The following is an 18,116-nucleotide window of genomic DNA, read 5'->3' on the forward strand; positions in this document are numbered from 1 at the left end:
CGCACATTCAAGGGCTCACCCCCGCTCGGCACTCCACGATCCGGCCTGGTCGGACCTCCTCAAGCCACGGGCTATGATGCTCACTCCACCACAGGGCGGACGGCACCATGCAGAAAAGCGACGACTGGGAAGTGACGCCTAAAGGCCCTACCGGCCCCTTGGGCAGTATGCGGCGGACCCCGCGGCAGCTGGGATGTCTCCTCAAGCCCCTCACGGCCGGCTCGACGTGCTCTTCAACAACGCCGGCGGCCCGGCCCTTACCGGCTCGATCGCCGAGGTCGATACGGAATTCTACGAGCGCGCCCTGGCCAAGGGCTGCACTGTGGGTCAGGAATCCGACAGCCCGCGGGGCCGCTTCGTCTACTTCCTCGACGAAGGTCACCCCGGCTCGGTGATCGAGATGGCCGACCTGACCGAGGCCCGGCGCCGCATCTTCGACGGCGTGCGCGAGGCAGCCCGGGATTGGGACGGCTCCGACCCCATCCGCCAAGATTGGCCGCGCTAAAGTAACGGCTGCTCGGGTGACAGCGCTGAACCTCAAAAAAGCCGGCCGCCGTTGGGCACCGCTTGGTCGGGACCGATCAATGTGACCTCGCCGGCCTCGTCCGGAAAGCCGAGCACCAGCACCTCCGACATGAACTTGCCGATCTGGCGGGACGGGAAATTGACCACCGCCGCGACCTGCCGGCCGACCAGGGCCTCGGCCTCGTAGTTACGGGTAATCTGGGCCGAAGTCTTGCGCTCACCGATTTTGGGACCGAAGTCGATCCACAGCTTGAGCGCCGGCTTGCGGGCGTCGGGAAACTGTTCCACTCGGATCACGGTGCCGACCCGAACGTCGACCTTGAGGAAGTCGTTGAAGTCGATTTCGTCCATCGCCTTCGTGCCTGCCAGCCTCACGCCTAGCGGTCGAGCTTGGCGCCGTGGGAAACGATGCGGCGTTCGCGCAGGATACCCTCGGGTCGATAAAGCAGTATCAGCACCAGGACTAGGCCGATCAACACGACGCGGACGGCCGCTGCCTGGGTCTGCTGATCCGGCGTGACGACGGCGGCGATCAGGCCGCCGCTGGCCGACCACACGGCCCACACGACGACACCGCCGAGGATGGCTCCCAAGTTATTGCCGCTGCCACCGACGATCAGCATCACAAAGACCTGAATGGTGAAGATGGGAATGAAGTCGGTGGGGCTGATAAAGCCGACAAAATTGGCATAGAGGCCGCCCGCCAGCCCCATCACCGAAGATCCCAGTACGAAGGCTTGCAGGCGATAGGAAAAAACGTTCTTGCCGAGCGCCTCGGCCGCCGTCTCGTCCTCGCGGATCGATCTCAGCACCCGCCCCCAAGGCGACCGCATGATGCGCTCGAAGGCCCAGTAGACGAGGCCGATGACGGTGATGCAGATGCCGAGGTAGAGCAGGTTGTCGACGAGTGGCGATTCCGAAAGACCGGAAAGCGGCTTGGGCAGCGAATAGAGGCCCTCGGGACCGCGGGTATAGGAATGCAGGTTAGTAGCCAGCAGCTGGATGGTGATGGCGATGCCGAAGGTCGAGATGGCGAGGTAGTCCTCCCGCAGCCGCAACGTGACATAGCCGATGATGAAGGCGGCGATGGCCGAGAAGACGATGGCCGCCAGATAGCCAAGCGGCACCGGCAGGTCGAAGCCGCCAAACACGGTGTCGGGGTAGCGCGGTCCCGTGACCAAGGCCGAGGCATAAGCGCCGACCGCAAAGAAGCCGGCGATGCCGACATTGAAGAGTCCGGTGAAGCCCCATTGTATGTTGAGGCCAAGGCAGGTCAGCGAATAGAACGAGGCAATGATCAGGAAGAAGACGAGGTACGAAACGACGTTGAGGAATTCCATTATTCCTTCTCCCCCATAATCCCCTGGGGTCGGAACAGGAGCACCAAGAGCATGATCATGAAGGCGACTGCCGCGCGGTAGGCCGAGAGCCCGGCGGCCACGGCGAGGGCTTCGGTAATGCCGATGATCAGGGCCCCCAGCACGGTCCCGTAGAGATTGCCGATACCGCCGAGAATGAGGGCGGCGAACATCACCAGCAGCAGATCGAAGCCCATCTCGGGCTTGGCCTGGAGGATATGGCCCTGCAGCGTACCGCCGATGACGGCCAGGCTGGTGCCGACGATCCAGGTCCAACGGATGACGGCCCGAATGTCGATGCCGTTGATGCGGGCCAGCGTCGGGTTCTCCGCCGTCGCCCGCATCATCTTGCCCATCACCGACTGGGTCAGGAAGAGGTGCAGCACGACAACAGCGGCGACCGCCAGACCGATGATGGCGAGATCGTCGGGCACCATCTTGACACCGGGCAGTATCTCGATGGCGCGCGGGATATAGAAGCTGAAATAGAGCGGATCGCCGCCGGCCAGCAGGGTGATGACGTTACGGCCCATGAGCGATAGCCCGAAGGCCGCCATGATCAGGGTGACGCGCGAAGCCTGCTTGTCACGCAACGGCCGGAACATCAACCAATCGACCAGCAACACCACGAGAGACGTGCAGACGATAGCCACGGGAATCGAAACCAGCAGCGGCCAGCCGAAGTTGACCGGTCCCATGGTGCCAAGCCCAGCACCGATCACGGTGACCACGCCCAGGGCAAAGTAACTGCCGGTGGCCAGGATTTCGCCGTGGGCGAAATTGGCGAAGCGCAGCACGTTATAGGTCATACTCAGGCCGAGCGCCCCGAGGGCGATGAGCGAGGCGTTGACGATACCGTCGGCAAGGTATTGCATCATGAGCGGGCCAACCTCGAATTGCTGCCGAGATAGAGCTCGCCGACTTCCGGGTTTTCGAGCAGCGACTTGGCCTCGCCGTGCACCCGTTCCTGACCTTCCGCGAGGACATAGCCGCGATCCGAAATGTCGAGGGCGGCGCGAGCGTTCTGTTCGACCATCAGAATGGTGACACCGGTGTCCCTCACCTTCTTGAGCTGAGCGAACACTACCTGGGTGAGCTTGGGCGAGAGCCCGGCCGACGGTTCATCGAGCATCAGAAGCTTGGGGTTGGCCATCAGCGCCCGCCCCACAGCAACCATCTGACGCTGCCCGCCCGACAGCTTGCGGGCGGCCAGCGAGCGCTGCCGGGCCAGGTCGGGAAACAGATCGAAGACCCGTTGACGCTGCTTGGCCATTCCTTCGCGGTTGACTAGCGCGCCGATCTCCAGGTTTTCCTCGACCGAGAGCTTGGCGAAAACGTTTTCCGTTTGCGGCACGTAGCCCAGCCCCTCCCATATCATGTTGTGGGTGGCGATCTTGCTGACGTCGCGCCCGAGGAAACGTACCTCGCCCTCGGACACCTTCACAAGGCCGACGATGGCCTTGATCAGAGTCGACTTGCCGGCCCCATTGGGGCCCAGCAAGGTCACGATCTCACCGGCGTAAACATCGAGTGAAAGCCCGCGCAGGATGGGCAGGGTAGGAACATATCCGGCCACCAGATCACGAACCGAGAGAACGGTGTTGGAGGCGTCCATTGGCGACCCCCGATCCCTACGCCGCCGTCCCGCCGAGGAAAGCCTCGAGCACCCGCTCGTCGCTCTGGACCTCGTCAGCGGTTCCTTCCATCAACAGCGCCCCATTGGCCATCACCAGAATGGGATCGCAAAGCGTCATCACCAAGTCCATGTTGTGTTCGATGATCAGGAAGGTGATGCCGCGTTGGTTGAGCACCGAAATGCGTTCGACGATCTCGCCCAACAGCGTCGGGTTGACACCGGCTCCGGGTTCGTCGAGCAGGATCATCTTGGGCTCCGACATCAAGGCCCGGCCCAGTTCGAGAAGCTTCTGCTGCCCCCCGGAGAGGTTGTTGGCGGCTTCCTCGCCGAGATGAACCAGATTGAGGAACTCCAGAATCTCGATCGCCTGGTCGCGGATCTGCCGTTCCTGCCGCCAAACCGCGCCGTTGCGAAACCAATTGTTCCAGAAGCTCTCGCCGACTTGCCCCATCGGCACCACCATCAGATTCTCGAGCACCGTCATCTCCCCGAACGGTCTGGGAATCTGGAACGTCCGCACCAAGCCGCGGCGAAATGTCTCGTAGGAATGGTGTCCGGTAATGTCCTGGCCATCGAAGACGATGCGGCCGGCAGTCGGTTTGTAAACGCCAGCGACGGTGTTGAAGGTCGTGGTCTTGCCGGCGCCGTTGGGGCCGATCAGTCCCGTGATGGTGCCCCGGCACACCTCGAAGGTGACGTCGTCCACGGCATGCAAGCCGCCGAACTCCTTGACCAACCCCTCGATTTTAAGCATCGCCTCCCGCCTTCGGCCACCTTGTCAGGTGGCGCAAAGTGGGTTTCTCTGACTGACCGGTGTAACGTATTGTGATAGCGTTTGCTATTTCATTTTTTGTATAGTGAGTCAAATGTGAAAAAAATATTCTGAAAATGAGGGAGGTGATCATGAAGTTCACTAGATATATGTTGGCGTTTGCCGCGACCGGTGCGTTGCTCGCCGTCGCCGCGGGGCCCATGAGTGGCGCTCAGGCGGCCTGCACGCATAAGGTTGGCTCGGTATTGTCACTGACCGGATCTTACGGCGCGTTCGGCGTGCCAATTTCGAAGGCCGCGCAGCTTGGTGTCGAACAGGTCAACGCGGCCCGCAAGGCGCTCGGTGTCGGCTGCGGCCTGGTCTACGACGTTCGCGATTCGCAGACCCAAGCCTCGGTGGCCGTCGATGCGGCGCGCAAGCTCATCGACCTGGAAGGCGTAACGGCCTTGGTCGGCCCCATTTCCTCGGGTATCACGGCGCCGCTCCTGACCTCGGTCACGGTGGAGAAGAACGTCGTCCTCGTGGCCACTGCCTCGACCTCTTCTACCTTCACCAACATGGGCCGGGAAGGCAAGACCAAAGGGCTTTTCTTCCGCACCCTGCCGGCCGATTCGCTGCAGGCCGTGGCTACCGCCAAGATGGCCTGGGACGTCGGCCTGCGCCACGTCGGCATCATTTACCTCAACAACGACTGGGGTAAGAACAACCAGGCCGAGTTCATCCGCGCCTTCAAAGCGCTGGGCGGCAAGATCGGCAACGTTGTGCCGTTCAATCCTGACCAGCCCTCCTACCGTTCGGAGGTTAACAAGGCCATGGAAGGCGGCGTGGACAGCCTTTACCTCTTGTCCCAGCCGCAGGACGGCATCAAGCAGGTACGCGAGTGGATCCGCTTCGGCGGCCCGGAGAAGTATGTGTTCCCGCAAGGCATGAACGATTCGGCGTTTGTCGAGAAAATCGGTGCCGATCTCCTGAAGGACGGCTGGTTCATCAGCCCGGGCACCCCCGACACGCCCTCCGTCAAAACCATGGAAGCCGACTACCAGAAGCGCTTCGACCTGAGCCCCAAGGGCCCGGGCCGGACTTCGGGCTATGATTCGGGCGTTCTCATTTCGCTCGCCATGGTGGCCGCGGACATGGGCGGCAAGGACATCAAGGGTGGAACCCTGGCCAACATTATCCGTAACATCACCGGCACCGAGGGCGAAGCCGTCTACGCCGGAGTCGAGGGCCTAAAGAAGGCCATCACGCTACTCAAGGCGGGCAAGAAAATCCGCTACGTCGGCGCCACCGGCCCGATCAACTTCGACGCCTACGGTGACGTCGCGTTGCCCTTCGTCGGCATGCAATTTCGCGGCGGCGAGTTCGTCGACGCCATGAGCATCAGCCTGCAAGACGTGGCCAAGGTCAAGGCAATGGCCAACAAATAAAAGGCCGAATCTAAAGCCTAACCGACGTTTTGGGTGACCGGCCGGCACTGCTGGCCGGTCCCTTCCTTTTTCGAGATGGAGATGCGCAAACAAAAACGCCTTGGCTGCATCGTGCCGGCCATCAACGTGATCGCGGAGGACGATTTCATCACCCTCTGCCCGGCCGATGCCGGCGTCCATTTTGCGCGTGCCGACGTCGACCAGACACGGAGCCTTGCCGAACAATTTCAGCAGATGATCGACGATGCCCCAAGGTTGGGAACGACATTGGCCAAGGCCGGCGTCGGCGTCATCACTTTCGCCTGTACCTCGGCCAGCTTCTTCAAGGGTGAAGGGTCGGACGCCGTGATCGCCGAGGCCATCGCCGAGAGCGCCGGCGTTCCCGCGATAACGACGGCGACGGCGGTGACCGATGCCCTGAAGACCCTGAAGGCGGGCCGCATCGGCATCGCCACGCCCTATATCGAATGGGTTTTCGAGGCCGAACGCGCGTTCTTCGCCAAGGCCGGTTTCGACGTCGCCGGGATCACCGGCATGAACCGGCGCGGTGGCGCCGAGGTCAACACCATCAGCGACGACGAGATCCGGGCCATCGTCGACGAGGTCGACGGCGAAGGCATCGATACCCTGTTCGTCAGTTGCACCGACCTGCCAGCACTCGGCCTCATTGAGGAACTCGAGGACCGCCACCAAAAGCCCGTGGTCAGCAGTAATCAAGCTACCTTCTGGACCGCCGCCCGAGCCCTCGGTATCGGCCCCATCGAGGGGTACGGGCGGCTGTTGGCTCGGCACCTCTGAAAACGGCCGAATCCCGGCCCGTTGGAGGGGCATGGACACCATCGAGATGGCTGACGGGACCCCCATACCCCGTCTCATCCTTGGCGGCTGGCAAACCCGGGCCGGCGACGGCGAAACTGCGCTCGCACACCTCCTGGGCTGTGCCGAGGCCGGCATGCGGGCCTTCGAGACGGCCGATGCCTACCCCGGGCACGAAGCCCTGCTGGGGCGCTTTCGCGCGGCCTGGGCCGCGCGGGGCGGCGATCCCGAGGCCCTTAGGTTTCACACCCGCTACAGCCCCGATCTGAGTGACGGCCGACCCAGCGCCAAGCAGGTGACGGCGGCCATTGATCGGGCGCTTGAAGAGCTTGGCGTCGATCGCCTCGATCTCCTCCAACTCCAGTGGTGGCGCTTCGATGTGCCCGGCTGGTCCCAGACCTTGGAGCAAATGGCCAAACTCGCCGCCGAGGGCAAGATCGACCGGATCGGCGTCACCAACTTCGGGCCCGATACACTCGCACCGCTCCTCGAGGTCGGCCTCCCGATCGCCAGCAACCAGGTCCAGTATTCCCTGATCGACACTCGCCCGGAGAAGAGCCTCGCTGCCCTCTGCCAGCGGCACAGTGTCGTGCTCTTTGCCTACGGGCCGTTAGCTGGTGGTTTCCTGACCGAACGCTGGCTCGGCCGCCCCGACCCCGGGCCGAGAGGGGAAGGCGACGACTTCAGTCGCGAGTACCGCTTCATGATCGAGGCCTTCGGCGGCTGGGCCCTCCATCAGGGCTTACTCGGTGTCCTCGATGAGATCGCCAGGCGGCGGGGTTTCTCCATCGTCCAGGTGGCGCTTCGCTGGCTTCTTGATCGACCCGGTCTCTCGGCCGCCCTGGTCGGCGCCTCCAGCTCCTCCCGCATTGGGGATTTGCTGCGCGTGTTCGATTTGATCCTCGACCATGCCGAACAGGCCGCCATCGAGGCCGCGACGGCACGTCGCCGGGGTCCCGAGGGCGAGGTCAGCGAACTCGAACGGGATCCCGATGGGCCCTTCCATCGCCTGATCCAGCAAAGTCTGGCCACCAAGGCGGCAACCTGACGGGCTAAACCCGGCCTTGGTTCTGGTTGTAGCGCATGATGCCGCCGTGGCGGCCGGTCTTGTCGCGCTCAAGGTCGTAGCAATCTCCCTCGAGGCCCGGACCCCGGTCGAGCGCGGCTGCAATCTCGGCCCTGTCGGCCGACGTGAGCGCGATCCCGAAGACGCCCAAGTTCTCGGCCAGGTGGCGCGTCGAGGTGGCGCCGATGATGGCGCCGGCGACCCCGGAGCGATCGAGGATCCAGCGGAGAACGACCTGGCCGATGGTGGCGCCGTGACGCTCGGCAACGGCCTTGAGGCTCGCCAGCAGGTCCTGGAAGAGCCCCCAGCCGCCGAAATCCTCGATGATCAGCTTGTACTTGATCAGGGAGCGGTTCTCGAAGGGGCCTATTGGCTCCTCCTCCCCGAGCCAGCGGTCGTCGAAGAAGCCGCCGGCCAGGGTGCCGTAACAGAGCAGCGCGATACCCTGCCGCCGGCAGAACGCCGCCATCTCTTTCTCCGGCCTGAGGTCGAGGGGCGAATACTGCAACACGTTGCTGACTGCGGGAAACCCGGCCTCGACGAGGGCTCGGAGCTGACGCATGTTGAAGTTGGTCACCCCGAGCGAAGCTATCTTGCCGGTCGCCTGAAGGTCCCTAAGGATCAGTGCCGCATCGATATAGCCGGGTGTCCCGTCGGGGTCCCACCAATAGAACTGAAGGTGATCGAGGCGTTCGACGCCGAGGCGCGCCAACGAGCGGTCGACGATACCCTCGACATAGGCCCGGTCGACCGAGCCCAGCTGGTCGTAGTCCGGCACCACCTTGGTGTGGATCTCGAGCTCTCCAGCCAGCGACGGGTAGCGGCTGCGAAACTCGCCTATCATCTCCTCGACGCCGGTGTAGTGGTCGGCGCAGTCGAAGGTGGTGATGCCGGCCTCGACGAAAGCGGCCATGTCCCTGATTGCCTGGTCCCGGTCGATGTCGCCGTGCCCGCCGGCCAGGTGCCAGCCGCCCTTGAGAAGACGGGACACCGTCTGGCCGGTGGAAAGGTTCGTACGCTCGACCTCAGTCATTGCCCCCCCCCGGGTTTGGTCAGCTGCACCGCCGTGGTTTCAGAGTGGCGGAAGGTCGTACTGCCGATGCGGCTGATGCGAAACCGCGAGCCGCAGTTGGGATCGGGACAGGCGACCTCAGCGTCGGTACTCATCCAGTCGTTGTCGTCTGTCGGGCGCTGCTTGGCCGGCAACAGCGGCAGTAGCGAGGCCAGGGTGTAGAGCGACCATTTGGTACCCGACGGCATGTGGATGTGTTCGCCCCTGAGCGTGAAATGATCGCCCTCCTGGGCACCGCACCAGCAGGGCCGGTCGCCGGTCACCCATTCGACCTTGAGGTCGTAGAGCGTGAATTCGTCATCGGCCATGGTCGTCGCTCCTAGTCGCCGGGCCCGGTTCAGACCCGGCCTTGGTTCTGGTTGTAGCGCATGATATTGCCGTGGCGGCCAGTCTTGTCACGCTCGAGATCATAGCAGTCACCCTCGAGGCCAGAACTGCGATCGAGCATGGCGGCGATCTCGGCCCGATCGGCGGGGGTCAGCGCGACATCGAAGACCTTGAGGTTTTCCGCCAGGTGGCGCGTCGAGGTGGCGCCGACGATGGCGCCGGCAACCCCGGGGCGATCGAGGATCCAACGCAGCGCCACTTGGCCGATGGTGGCCTCCTGGCGGTCGGCAACGGCTTTGAGGACAGCCAGCAGGTACTGGAAGAGCCCCCAGCCGCCGAAATCCTCGATGATCAGTTTGTATTTGGTCAGCGAGCGGTTTTCCAAGGGCTCGTTCGGTTCCTTGGCCCCCAGCCAGCGTTCAGCGAAGAAGCCGCCGGCCAAGGTACCGTAGCAAAGCTGGTGGATGCCGTGCCCCTGGCTGTAGGTCACCATTTCCTTCTCGGGGCGCAGGTCGATCGGCGAATACTGGGGCTGATTGGTGGCGACCGGAACGCCCGCCTCGACGATGGCGCGAAGCTGGCGCACGCTGAAGTTGGAGACGCCGATGCGGGCGATCTTGCCGGCCTTCCGGAGGTCTTCGAGAACCAGGGCCGCCTCGACATAGCCGGGCGTGCCATCGGGATCCCACCAGTAGTATTGCACCAGGTCAAGGCGCTCGACCCGAAGTCGTTTCAGCGACCGGTCGATGATGCTTTCGACATAGGCCCGGTCGACCGAACCCAGACTGTCGTAGTCGGGAACGAACTTGGTGTGGACCTGAACCAGGGGCGCCAGCGAGGGATGGGCGGCGCGAAAGTCGCCGATCATCTCCTCCACGCCGGTGTAGTGGTCGGCGCAGTCGAAGGTGGTGATGCCGGCCTCGACGAAGCTGGCCATGTCTTTGATGGCTTGGTTGTGGTCGATGTTGCCGTGCCCGCCGGCTAGGTGCCAGCCACCCTTGAGAAGTCGGGAGACGGTGTAACCCGGCTCTATCTCGAAGCGTTGGACCTCGGCCATCGGGATATTCCTCCATCGGTTTTTTTTGTCGCGGCGGCGCCAGACTGGGTCCGAACGGCGGGAGGCGCAAGTCTTCATTGCCTCCGACCCACGGCCAACCCTTTTTGGGGCTTTCCTTGGCACCGAGTTTACGACAGAATACCGTCCTTCGACGTCCCGCTCCACAAAGCTCCCAACCCCGTCTGATCGATGATCGAGCGCCCTTCCGACGTGCTTTGGTACGCCACCGCACCGCCGGTCCCCGACCGTCCAGTGCTGGAGGACGACATCGCCGTCGACGTGGCGGTCATCGGCGGGGGATTCACGGGGCTTGCCACCACCCTTCACCTGGCCGACGCCGGACATTCGGTGGCTCTTCTCGAGTGTGGGCCACTGGCCTGGGGGGCGTCCGGCCGCAATGCCGGTGTGGTGGCGCCGATGCTGGCCCGCGGCGATCCCGACGACATCCTTCACCGCCTGGGAGAGGACCAGGGCACTCGGTTGGTGGAACTGATCGCTGGCGCCGGCAACGTCGTCTTCGAGCTTGCCGCCCGGACCGGTGCCGACTGCGGGGCCCAGCAGACCGGCTTTCTCCAGCCCGCCCATGCCCCGGCCGCCCTTCCGGCGCTCAAGCGCCGGGTCGAGCAGTGGCAAGAACGCGGCAAGCCGGTGCACCTGCTCGACCGCCACGAGGTGGCTGAGGTGACAGGGACGCGATGCTTCGCCGGGGCGTTGCTCGACCCATCCGGGGGCCAGATCCACCCCGTCAAACTGGTGCTCGGGCTGGCCGCCCTGGCCGAAGCCCAGGGCGCCACCCTCTACGAGGGAACACCGGTCTCCGGGCTCATCGAGACCGATGCCGGCTGGCGGCTGCAAACGCCTGGGGGGGCGGTATCGGCAGCCCGGGTGGTACTGGCCACCAACGCCCACGTCGGCGATCTCTGGCCCGGTCTCGAGCGTACCATCATGCCGCTGGTCATCCACCAGTTGGCCACTAAACCTGTCGATCGGGCGACGGCGGACCGCCTGCTGCCGGGCCGCCAGGCCGCCACCGATACCCGGGCGCTCCCTTTTTCTTTCCGTTTCGACGGCGATAACCGGCTGATCAGCGCCGGCCTGGCCACCCTGCCGATCGCCGCCACGGCGCGCATGGACAGGCTCGTCCGGCGCCAGCTTCGCCGCCTCCTGGAGATCGAGACCCTGCCGCCGACCGCCTACATCTGGTCGGGGCGGGCGGCGCTGACCGGCGATTTTCTGCCCCGGCTCCACCGCCTGGCGCCGGGCCTCGTCGCGGCACTCGGCTTCAACGGCCGCGGCATTGCGCTGACCCTGGCGTTGGGGCGAGTGCTGTCTGATCTCGTGCTCGAACGCGGCGATCCCCTGCCCCTGCCGCTCGACCCGGTTAAGCCGATGGCGGCCCACTGGCTTGTGCGCCACGGCCCCAGGGTCTACATCCCCTGGGCGCGCTACAAGGACGCCCGCGATACCAAGCAAACGGGAACGCCATGAGCTACCGCATCGGCATCGACATCGGCGGCACCTTCACCGATTTTGCCCTATTGGCGGAGGCCGATAGCCGCCTCGTCATCCACAAGCAACTGACGACACCGGCCGAACCGGCGCGGTCGGTGCTGTCGGGCCTGCCGATCCTGCTTGAGAAGTCGGGTGTCGCCATGGCCGAGGTCGACACCATCGTCCACGGTACCACCCTGGTCACCAACGCGGTCATCGAACAGCGCGGGGCGGTGACCGGCTTCCTGTGCACCAAGGGCTTTTCCGACGTCCTCGATATCGCCCGCGAACGCCGCTACGATATGTACGACCTGACCATCACTTATCCCGAACCGCTGGTGCCGCGGGCGCTCAGGGTCGAGATCGATGAACGGGTTCGCGCCGACGGCAGCATCGACCGGCCACTGGACGACGACGAGGTGACGGCGGCGGTCCGGGGCCTCGTCGACGACCATGGCATGGAGGCCCTGGCCGTCGGCTTCATCAATAGCCCAACCAATCCGGCCCACGAGAAGAAGGTGGCGGAGATCGCGGCCCGCGAGGTCCCCGACCTCTACGTCTCGACCTCGGCCGACGTCTTCCCCTTCCTACGCGAGTACGAGCGCTGGACAACGACCACCATGAACGCCTTCACCGGCCCCATGTTCGATCGCTACCTCAACAGCCTGGAGTCGGGCCTGGCAGCGCTCGGCTTCGCTGGATCCTTCTACATCATGTCGTCGTCCGGCGGCACGGTGACGCCGGATACCGCCCGGCAATACCCCGTGCGCATGCTCGAGTCGGGCCCGGCCGCCGGGGTTCTGCAGTCGGCCGCCCTGGGCCGCCAGCTCGAACGCCCCGACCTACTGGCCTACGACATGGGTGGTACCACGGCCAAGGGCGCCCTGGTGCGCACCGGCAATCCCCTCAAACGCTACGAGATGGAGGTTGCCCGGGTCCACGAGTTCCGCATGGGCAGCGGCCTGCCGGCCAAGATTCCGGTCATCGACCTGATCGAAATCGGCTCGGGCGGCGGCTCCATCGCCGAGCTCGAGGCCCGCGGCACCATACAGGTCGGCCCCCTGAGCGCCGGTGCTGATCCCGGCCCGGCCTGCTACGGTCTGGGCGGCGAACGCCCGACGCTGTCGGACGCCAACTTGGTGCTCGGTTACCTCGACGCCGGGTTCTTCCTGGGCGGCGAAATGGTCCTCGACCGTACCGCCGCGGTGACGGCCATCGACCACGGTATCGGCCGGCCGCTGTCAATCACCGCCGAGCGGGCGGCTTGGGGCATGCACGAATCGGCCAACGAGGACGTGGCCCGGGCTTTCCGCAACCACGCCTCGGAGCGCGGCTTCGACTACCGGGCCTCGGCCATGGTGGCGTTCGGCGGCTCCGGCCCGGCCCACGCCTGCCGCGTCGCCCGCAAGCTGCGGGTGCCGGTGGTGGTGCTGCCGGTGGCCATGGGCGTGATGTCGGCAGTCGGCCTATTGGCCAGCCCGCTCTCCTTCGAGATTCTCAAGTCGGAGCGCATGGCGCTCGACGATCTCACAGCGGCGGTGCTGGGCCAGCGCTTCGAGGCCCTGTTCGACGAGGCGGCGCTGCATCTGGCCTCGACCGGCCTCGATCGCACCGAACTCAGCGTGGTGAGGCGCTTCGACATGCGCTACCGGGGCCAGGGCTATGAGCTCGAGGTGACGCTGCCCGAAGGCGACCCAGCGGCGCTGGTCGAGCGCGTCCCGGCCCTCTTCATCGAGGTCTACGAGCAGGTCTTCTCCAAGAGCTTTCCCACCGAGGCCGTCGAGATCGTCAACTGGAAGGCCGAAGTGTCGGGCCCGGCGCCCTTGGGAACCGGCTCCTATACCCTGGATGTCGGGGCCGCCGGCGACCAGGCCGTCAAGGGCACGCGCAGCGCCTTCGTCCCCGACCAAGGCGCCTTCGTCGATTGCCCGGTCTACGACCGCTACGCCCTGAATGCGGGCGATGGCTTCGTTGGACCGGCGTTGGTGGAGGAACGCGAATCGACCTGTGTCATCGGCCAGGGTGACCGGATCGAAGTCGACGGGCACGGCAATCTGATTGTCACCATCGCCGGCGGGGAGGACGCGGCATGAAAACCATTGATGCTGTCGATCTCGGTATCATGTGGGACCGCCTGACGGCGATCACCGACGAGATCCTGCTGTCCATCGTGCGCACCGCCTTTTCGGTCGGTGTGCGCGAGGCCTGGGACTTGGCCTGCGTCGTCTTCGACGCCGAGGGCCGGGCCCTGGCCCAGGCGACGCTTTCGATGCCGGCCTTCATTGGCACGGCACCACTGAGCATGCAACAGATGCTGGCCAAATTCCCATCCCACACCTGGCAGCCCGGCGACGTCGTGGTGACCAACGATCCCTGGCTCGGCACCGGTCATACGCCCGATATCTGCGTCACCCGGCCGGCCTTTGTCGACGGCCGCCTGGTCGGCTTCGTCATGACCATCACACACCTGCCCGACATCGGCGGCGTCGGCCTGTCGGCCCACAACCGCGAGGTCTACGAGGAGGGCCTGGTGCTGCCGATCTGCAAGCTCTACGAGGCCGGCGTGCCCGACGAAAAGCTCCACGACCTGATCGCCATCAATGTCCGGGTGCCGGAACAGGTCTTCGGCGACATCCTGGCCAACGTCTCGGGCTGCACTGTCGGCGAGCGCCTGATCGGCGAACTGATGACCGAATACGGGCTCGGCGACCTGGAGGCCCTGGCTGAAGGTGTGATCAGCCAGTCGGAGCAAGCCATCCGCAGGGAGATCGCGGCCATCCCTGACGGCCGCTATAAGAACGAGGTCGAAATCGAAACCGTCGGCGATACTGCCAAACTGGCCTGCACCGTGATCGTCGAGGACGACCACGTCACCGTCGACTTCACCGGCACCAGCGATGCCGTGCCCTTCGCCATCAACGTGCCGGTCTGCTACACCACTTCGTTCACCACCTACATCATCAAGTGCCTGACCACGCCCTCGATCCCCAACAACCAGGGCGCCACCAACCCGGTCACGGTGACGGCGCCAAAAGGCTGCATCCTCAATGCCATCAGGCCGTCGCCGACCGGCGGGCGGCATTCCGTGGGCTGGTTCATCGTGCCCCTGGTCATGGGGGCGCTGGCCGAAGCGCTGCCCGATCGGGTGCAGGCCGATGCCGGCATGGCCTCGCTTTTCATCGTGCTCTCTTCGCCGACCGGCGGCGAGGCCAACTCGAACCAGTACTTCCTGGCCGGCGGCCTCGGCGGCATGGCCGGGCTCGACGGCCAGCACACCACGCCCTTCCCCACCAACAACGCCGTGGTGGCCAGTGAGGTCTGGGAGAACGTCACCGGCATGACCGTGGTGAGGCGCCAGCTATTGCCCGATTCTGGCGGGCCCGGTGAATACCGGGGCGGCCTCGGCCAGATCGCAGAGATGGTCAACACCAGCCCCAACCCGATCTCCATCTTCATGTTCGGGATGCGCACCGAATTTCCGGCGGAAGGCCACCTGGGCGGCAAGGCAGGCGCCAAACGCCGCTTCGAAATCGACGGTGAGGCGATCCTGCCGAAGGGCCGCGTCGAACTGGGTCCGGGACAGACCTTCACCATCCACGAGGCCGGTGGCGGCGGCTTTGGCGATCCCTTCAAACGCGATCCCGAGCGCGTGCTTAGCGACGTGACCGTCGGTGCCGTCTCGTCCAAAGCGGCGCTCATCGACTATGGCGTCCGGGTCGACCTCGAGGCGGGCACGGCGGACCGGGGCGATTGATTCGACCCGCACCGGCCCGGCATGGGACGCAAGGCGAGATTTGGTGGGACGCAGCAAAAGGCATTAGTCACCCCGGCCGCGGGCCATCAGCCCTGGCGCATAGCGGTGACTTCGATCTCGACCTTGCACTCGGGCACGGCCAGGGGGGCACAAACCGTAGTGTTGGCGGGTTTGGCCTCGCCGAGATGGGCCTTGACCACCTCGGAGACCGCCACGACGTCGTCGGGATCGGGGATGTAGACCCGCGCCCGGACCACGTCCATGAGCGATGACCCGGCTTTTTCGAGGGCTTCGCGGATGGTGACAAAGGCCTGTTCGGCCTGCTCACGTGCGCCCTCCGGCAGGCTACCCGTCTTGAAGTTGTAGCCCACGGTGCCGGAGACGAGGATCCACTCGCCCTGGGCCACGGCCCGTGAATAACCGGCCAGTTCTTCGTATTTCGATCCGCTGGAGATTAGCGTGCGTTGTTGGCTCATATCGTCCTCCGATGGGCCTGGGAATAGGCTTTAGTCGAGGTCCCCGATGATGTCGTCGAGTGCCGCGAGGAACTGGCGCACTTCGGTCGGTGAGTTGTAGTGACATAGAGAGACGCGCAGGCAATCTTCGAGCCCCAGCAGAGCCAGGACGTGACGCGAATAGGCGTCTGAGATGCGGGCGTGCACGCGAATGCCGCGATCGGCGAAGTGGAGTACCAGTTCCGGCGAGTCGAGGCCGTCGAGGTTGAACGAAATGATGCCCTCGCGGCCCTCGATCGATGGTGGCCCGATGATGGTGACGCGGTCCTGGCCGATCAGGCCCTTGACCTCGTCGTCACCCTCGATCAGGTAATTCAACAGCGCCGATTCGTGCCGTTCCATGGCCTGGGTTCCGGCATCGACCAGGGCCTGGCGGTCGCTGGCCTCGGTGAAGTGGCCGCCGAGCCAGCAAAAGTACTCGATGATCTTGGACTGGGCCGCGTAAAAGGCGGGATCACGGGAGCCCAACTCCCAGATATCAGGGCTCTTGCCCAACATGTGCTCATGCGGCACCTTGACGACGCGGTCGTTGATCCAGGCGAAACCAAGCGACAGGCGGGAGTAGGCCTTGTAGGGCGAAAAGACGTAGGCGTCGACGCCGTATTCGCTGACCCGCATCTGGCCGTGCGGCGCGTGCTGGATCCCGTCAACGACGATGAAGCAGTCGGGCGCCACCCGCCGGATGGCGGCGGCGATAGCCGGCAAATCTACGGTGAAACCGGTCATCATGCTGGTGTGGATGACGGTGGCGATACGGGTATCGGGGGTCACGGCCTGGGCGTAGTGGCCGGCTGTGACGGAACCGGTGTCGGGATCGAAGGGCACCTCGATCCAGTCGCGATCAGTCTGCTGCGCCCACTGCCGGGTCGAATCGAGGCTCGCCGGATGCTCGAGGGTACACGAGAGCAAAGGCCCCGGCGGCACCGACAAGGCGATCGAGCGAATCACGCGATAGAGCAGCCGGGTCCCGGTTTCGCCCGATATGACTTGGCCCCGCGCCGCGCCGAGCTTGGCCGAGCCAAACAGGAAGTGGAGATCCTCGCGGCCCCGGTCGAGGATTTGGCTCAAGTAGCGGGAGGCGTCGTTGTCCCGCGCCTCCTGGTCGGGCAGCGCTTCGATCTCGGCATTGGTGGCGAGCGCCGCCTTGAGCTTGAGCGATCCGCCGCCGTTTTCGAAGAAGACACGCGGCGCCCCGGTCACGGGGCAGGTTTCGACGTGGTGAAACCGATCACGGATCGACGCCATGAGATCGGGCGCGAAAAACTCAGGCTGACGCATTCAGGGAACTCCCGGGATCACCGACCGGAAGAGGTCGGCGAGCCGGATAATAATGTGCTGGAGCGCGGCTTGTGAGCAAGGTGGAATAATCTAGGCAGCTTCCGGCTCGCCTTCTTCAGCCGCCCGGCGGCGGCCGCGCCAGACCCGAGTGGCCAGCCATTCTGCGCGGTCGAGCTGCTTGTCGAGGTGCGCCATGGTGGCGGCCATGTCTTTGCTCTCGTCCTTGGGCCAAACCCGCAGCGTGCTGGCCATGACGGCCGCCAGACTGGCCCGGCCCAGTGCTCCGCAGGGGCCGCTGGTGCCGATGCCGGCGGCCTCCAGCATCCAGCCCAACGAGCGCCGGTAGGCCAGGCCGCTGCAGGCCAGCACCAGCGGGCCGCCGACGCCACCCCGCAGAATGGCCGCCACGCCATCCTTGTACGGTGCCAGGGCGTCAAAGCGGCGCATGACGATCTCGAACAAGCGATCGCGGGCGTCGGCGTCGGGCTCGGCCGCGCCTTCGACCAGCATGGCTTCGTCGATGCGGCGCAGGAGGTGCATCAGCACCGACGCCTTGTTCGGCACCGCCTGGTAGACCTTGGCCAGATCGAGCTCGGCCTCGGTGGCGATATCGGCCATCGAGGTGCGCCGCCAGCCCTGGGCTACGGCCAGCCTCAGCGCCGCCTCGACGACACGGCCCGGGATGTCTGATTTACGCGCCATCTGATCCTCCTGCCCAAGCGAGTCTTTCGGATCTCCTATGATATCAGGTAATACCGAATCCGGATGATCAATTCGGATTCGCGCCACAGCACCTGACCGCGCGCCAGGTCCTGCCAATAACGCCTGCTCACTGGCATACCGGTCCGGAATTGAGGATTTGGGTGATTTGGCAGCAATAGCTGACCTGCCCCCAAGGTTTGTACCATATCCTATGTTAGTCTGTTTGCCATCCGTTCTGAGGCCCGGTTCGGCCGCAGCCCATCAACAGCGAAGGCCGGAACGGGCCGGTGGTGCAGAATAGTCTCCGGCGCCGGTGGCCT

The 18,116-nt window shown here is 64.9% G+C and carries 18 protein-coding genes; 7 read left to right on the top strand and 11 right to left on the bottom strand.

All coding sequences use genetic code 11. From position 1 onward, the window contains the following. Nucleotides 1–193 precede the first annotated feature (193 nt). A complete protein-coding gene (locus QGG75_05935; protein MDP6066783.1) occupies nt 194–505 on the top strand; it encodes a hypothetical protein in 312 nt (103 codons plus the stop codon). A 32-nt stretch (nt 506–537) separates the two neighbouring features. Here the strand turns inward: QGG75_05935 and QGG75_05940 are convergent, their stop codons facing one another. From QGG75_05940 to QGG75_05960, 5 genes are read right to left on the bottom strand one after another with little or no spacing between them, the layout of a single operon-like run. Continuing rightward, complete coding sequence (locus QGG75_05940) at nt 538–876, bottom strand: tRNA-binding protein (protein ID MDP6066784.1); 339 nt, start codon at nt 874–876, stop codon at nt 538–540. A 26-nt stretch (nt 877–902) separates the two neighbouring features. Beyond that, nucleotides 903–1,865, bottom strand: coding sequence for a branched-chain amino acid ABC transporter permease (locus QGG75_05945; GenBank protein ID MDP6066785.1), 963 nt, complete (start codon nt 1,863–1,865; stop codon nt 903–905). Then, complete coding sequence (locus tag QGG75_05950) at nt 1,865–2,761, bottom strand: branched-chain amino acid ABC transporter permease (protein MDP6066786.1); 897 nt, start codon at nt 2,759–2,761, stop codon at nt 1,865–1,867. Before QGG75_05950 ends, QGG75_05945 begins: the two co-directional genes overlap by 1 nt. Beyond that, nucleotides 2,758–3,498 (bottom strand): ABC transporter ATP-binding protein, encoded by a 741-nt coding sequence (locus tag QGG75_05955; GenBank protein ID MDP6066787.1) that lies wholly within the window; start codon nt 3,496–3,498, stop codon nt 2,758–2,760. The genes QGG75_05950 and QGG75_05955 overlap by 4 nt, the downstream gene beginning before the upstream one ends. A 16-nt stretch (nt 3,499–3,514) precedes the next feature. Further along, the gene (locus QGG75_05960) at nt 3,515–4,273 is read right to left on the bottom strand and encodes an ABC transporter ATP-binding protein (protein MDP6066788.1); all 759 of its coding nucleotides are present in this window, start codon (nt 4,271–4,273) and stop codon (nt 3,515–3,517) included. Between the two features lie 149 nt (nt 4,274–4,422). Between QGG75_05960 and QGG75_05965 the strand changes: the two genes are divergently transcribed. The 3 genes from QGG75_05965 (at nt 4,423) to QGG75_05975 (ending at nt 7,582) form a co-directional block, all read left to right on the top strand. Further along, nucleotides 4,423–5,718 carry an ABC transporter substrate-binding protein gene (locus tag QGG75_05965; protein ID MDP6066789.1) on the top strand — a complete coding sequence of 432 codons (1,296 nt, stop codon included), beginning with the start codon at nt 4,423–4,425 and terminating at the stop codon, nt 5,716–5,718. Nucleotides 5,719–5,799: 81 nt separating this feature from the next. Next, the gene (locus tag QGG75_05970; GenBank protein MDP6066790.1) at nt 5,800–6,516 is read left to right on the top strand and encodes an aspartate/glutamate racemase family protein; all 717 of its coding nucleotides are present in this window, start codon (nt 5,800–5,802) and stop codon (nt 6,514–6,516) included. Between the two features lie 46 nt (nt 6,517–6,562). Continuing rightward, nucleotides 6,563–7,582, top strand: coding sequence for an aldo/keto reductase (locus QGG75_05975; GenBank protein MDP6066791.1), 1,020 nt, complete (start codon nt 6,563–6,565; stop codon nt 7,580–7,582). A 4-nt stretch (nt 7,583–7,586) separates the two neighbouring features. Here the strand turns inward: QGG75_05975 and QGG75_05980 are convergent, their stop codons facing one another. The 3 genes from QGG75_05980 to QGG75_05990 are packed head-to-tail and all read right to left on the bottom strand — an operon-like array spanning nt 7,587 to nt 10,056. Next, nucleotides 7,587–8,633, bottom strand: coding sequence for an aldo/keto reductase (locus QGG75_05980; GenBank protein MDP6066792.1), 1,047 nt, complete (start codon nt 8,631–8,633; stop codon nt 7,587–7,589). After that, a complete protein-coding gene (locus QGG75_05985; protein ID MDP6066793.1) occupies nt 8,630–8,980 on the bottom strand; it encodes a TIGR04076 family protein in 351 nt (116 codons plus the stop codon). The genes QGG75_05980 and QGG75_05985 overlap by 4 nt, the downstream gene beginning before the upstream one ends. A 29-nt stretch (nt 8,981–9,009) precedes the next feature. Continuing rightward, nucleotides 9,010–10,056 (bottom strand): aldo/keto reductase, encoded by a 1,047-nt coding sequence (locus tag QGG75_05990; protein ID MDP6066794.1) that lies wholly within the window; start codon nt 10,054–10,056, stop codon nt 9,010–9,012. A gap of 189 nt (nt 10,057–10,245) precedes the next feature. Between QGG75_05990 and QGG75_05995 the strand changes: the two genes are divergently transcribed. From QGG75_05995 to QGG75_06005, 3 genes are read left to right on the top strand one after another with little or no spacing between them, the layout of a single operon-like run. Then, entirely contained in the window at nt 10,246–11,544 is a 1,299-nt protein-coding gene (locus QGG75_05995) for an FAD-dependent oxidoreductase (GenBank protein MDP6066795.1), read from the top strand. After that, nucleotides 11,541–13,640, top strand: a complete 2,100-nt coding sequence (locus QGG75_06000) for a hydantoinase/oxoprolinase family protein (GenBank protein ID MDP6066796.1) — start codon at nt 11,541–11,543, stop codon at nt 13,638–13,640. Before QGG75_05995 ends, QGG75_06000 begins: the two co-directional genes overlap by 4 nt. Then, nucleotides 13,637–15,301, top strand: coding sequence for a hydantoinase B/oxoprolinase family protein (locus QGG75_06005; protein MDP6066797.1), 1,665 nt, complete (start codon nt 13,637–13,639; stop codon nt 15,299–15,301). Before QGG75_06000 ends, QGG75_06005 begins: the two co-directional genes overlap by 4 nt. Nucleotides 15,302–15,387: 86 nt before the next feature. Here QGG75_06005 and QGG75_06010 read toward each other — a convergent pair whose 3' ends face one another. From QGG75_06010 to QGG75_06020, 3 genes are all read right to left on the bottom strand, one after another. Next, nucleotides 15,388–15,777 carry a RidA family protein gene (locus QGG75_06010; protein ID MDP6066798.1) on the bottom strand — a complete coding sequence of 130 codons (390 nt, stop codon included), beginning with the start codon at nt 15,775–15,777 and terminating at the stop codon, nt 15,388–15,390. A 30-nt stretch (nt 15,778–15,807) separates the two neighbouring features. Next, nucleotides 15,808–17,094 carry an aminotransferase class V-fold PLP-dependent enzyme gene (locus QGG75_06015; protein ID MDP6066799.1) on the bottom strand — a complete coding sequence of 429 codons (1,287 nt, stop codon included), beginning with the start codon at nt 17,092–17,094 and terminating at the stop codon, nt 15,808–15,810. A 90-nt stretch (nt 17,095–17,184) separates the two neighbouring features. After that, nucleotides 17,185–17,796: a TetR family transcriptional regulator gene (locus QGG75_06020; protein MDP6066800.1), complete on the bottom strand. Its 612-nt coding sequence runs from the start codon at nt 17,794–17,796 to the stop codon at nt 17,185–17,187. Nucleotides 17,797–18,116 lie beyond the last annotated feature (320 nt).

Source organism: Alphaproteobacteria bacterium (assembly GCA_030740435.1).
GTDB lineage: Bacteria > Pseudomonadota > Alphaproteobacteria > UBA2966 > UBA2966.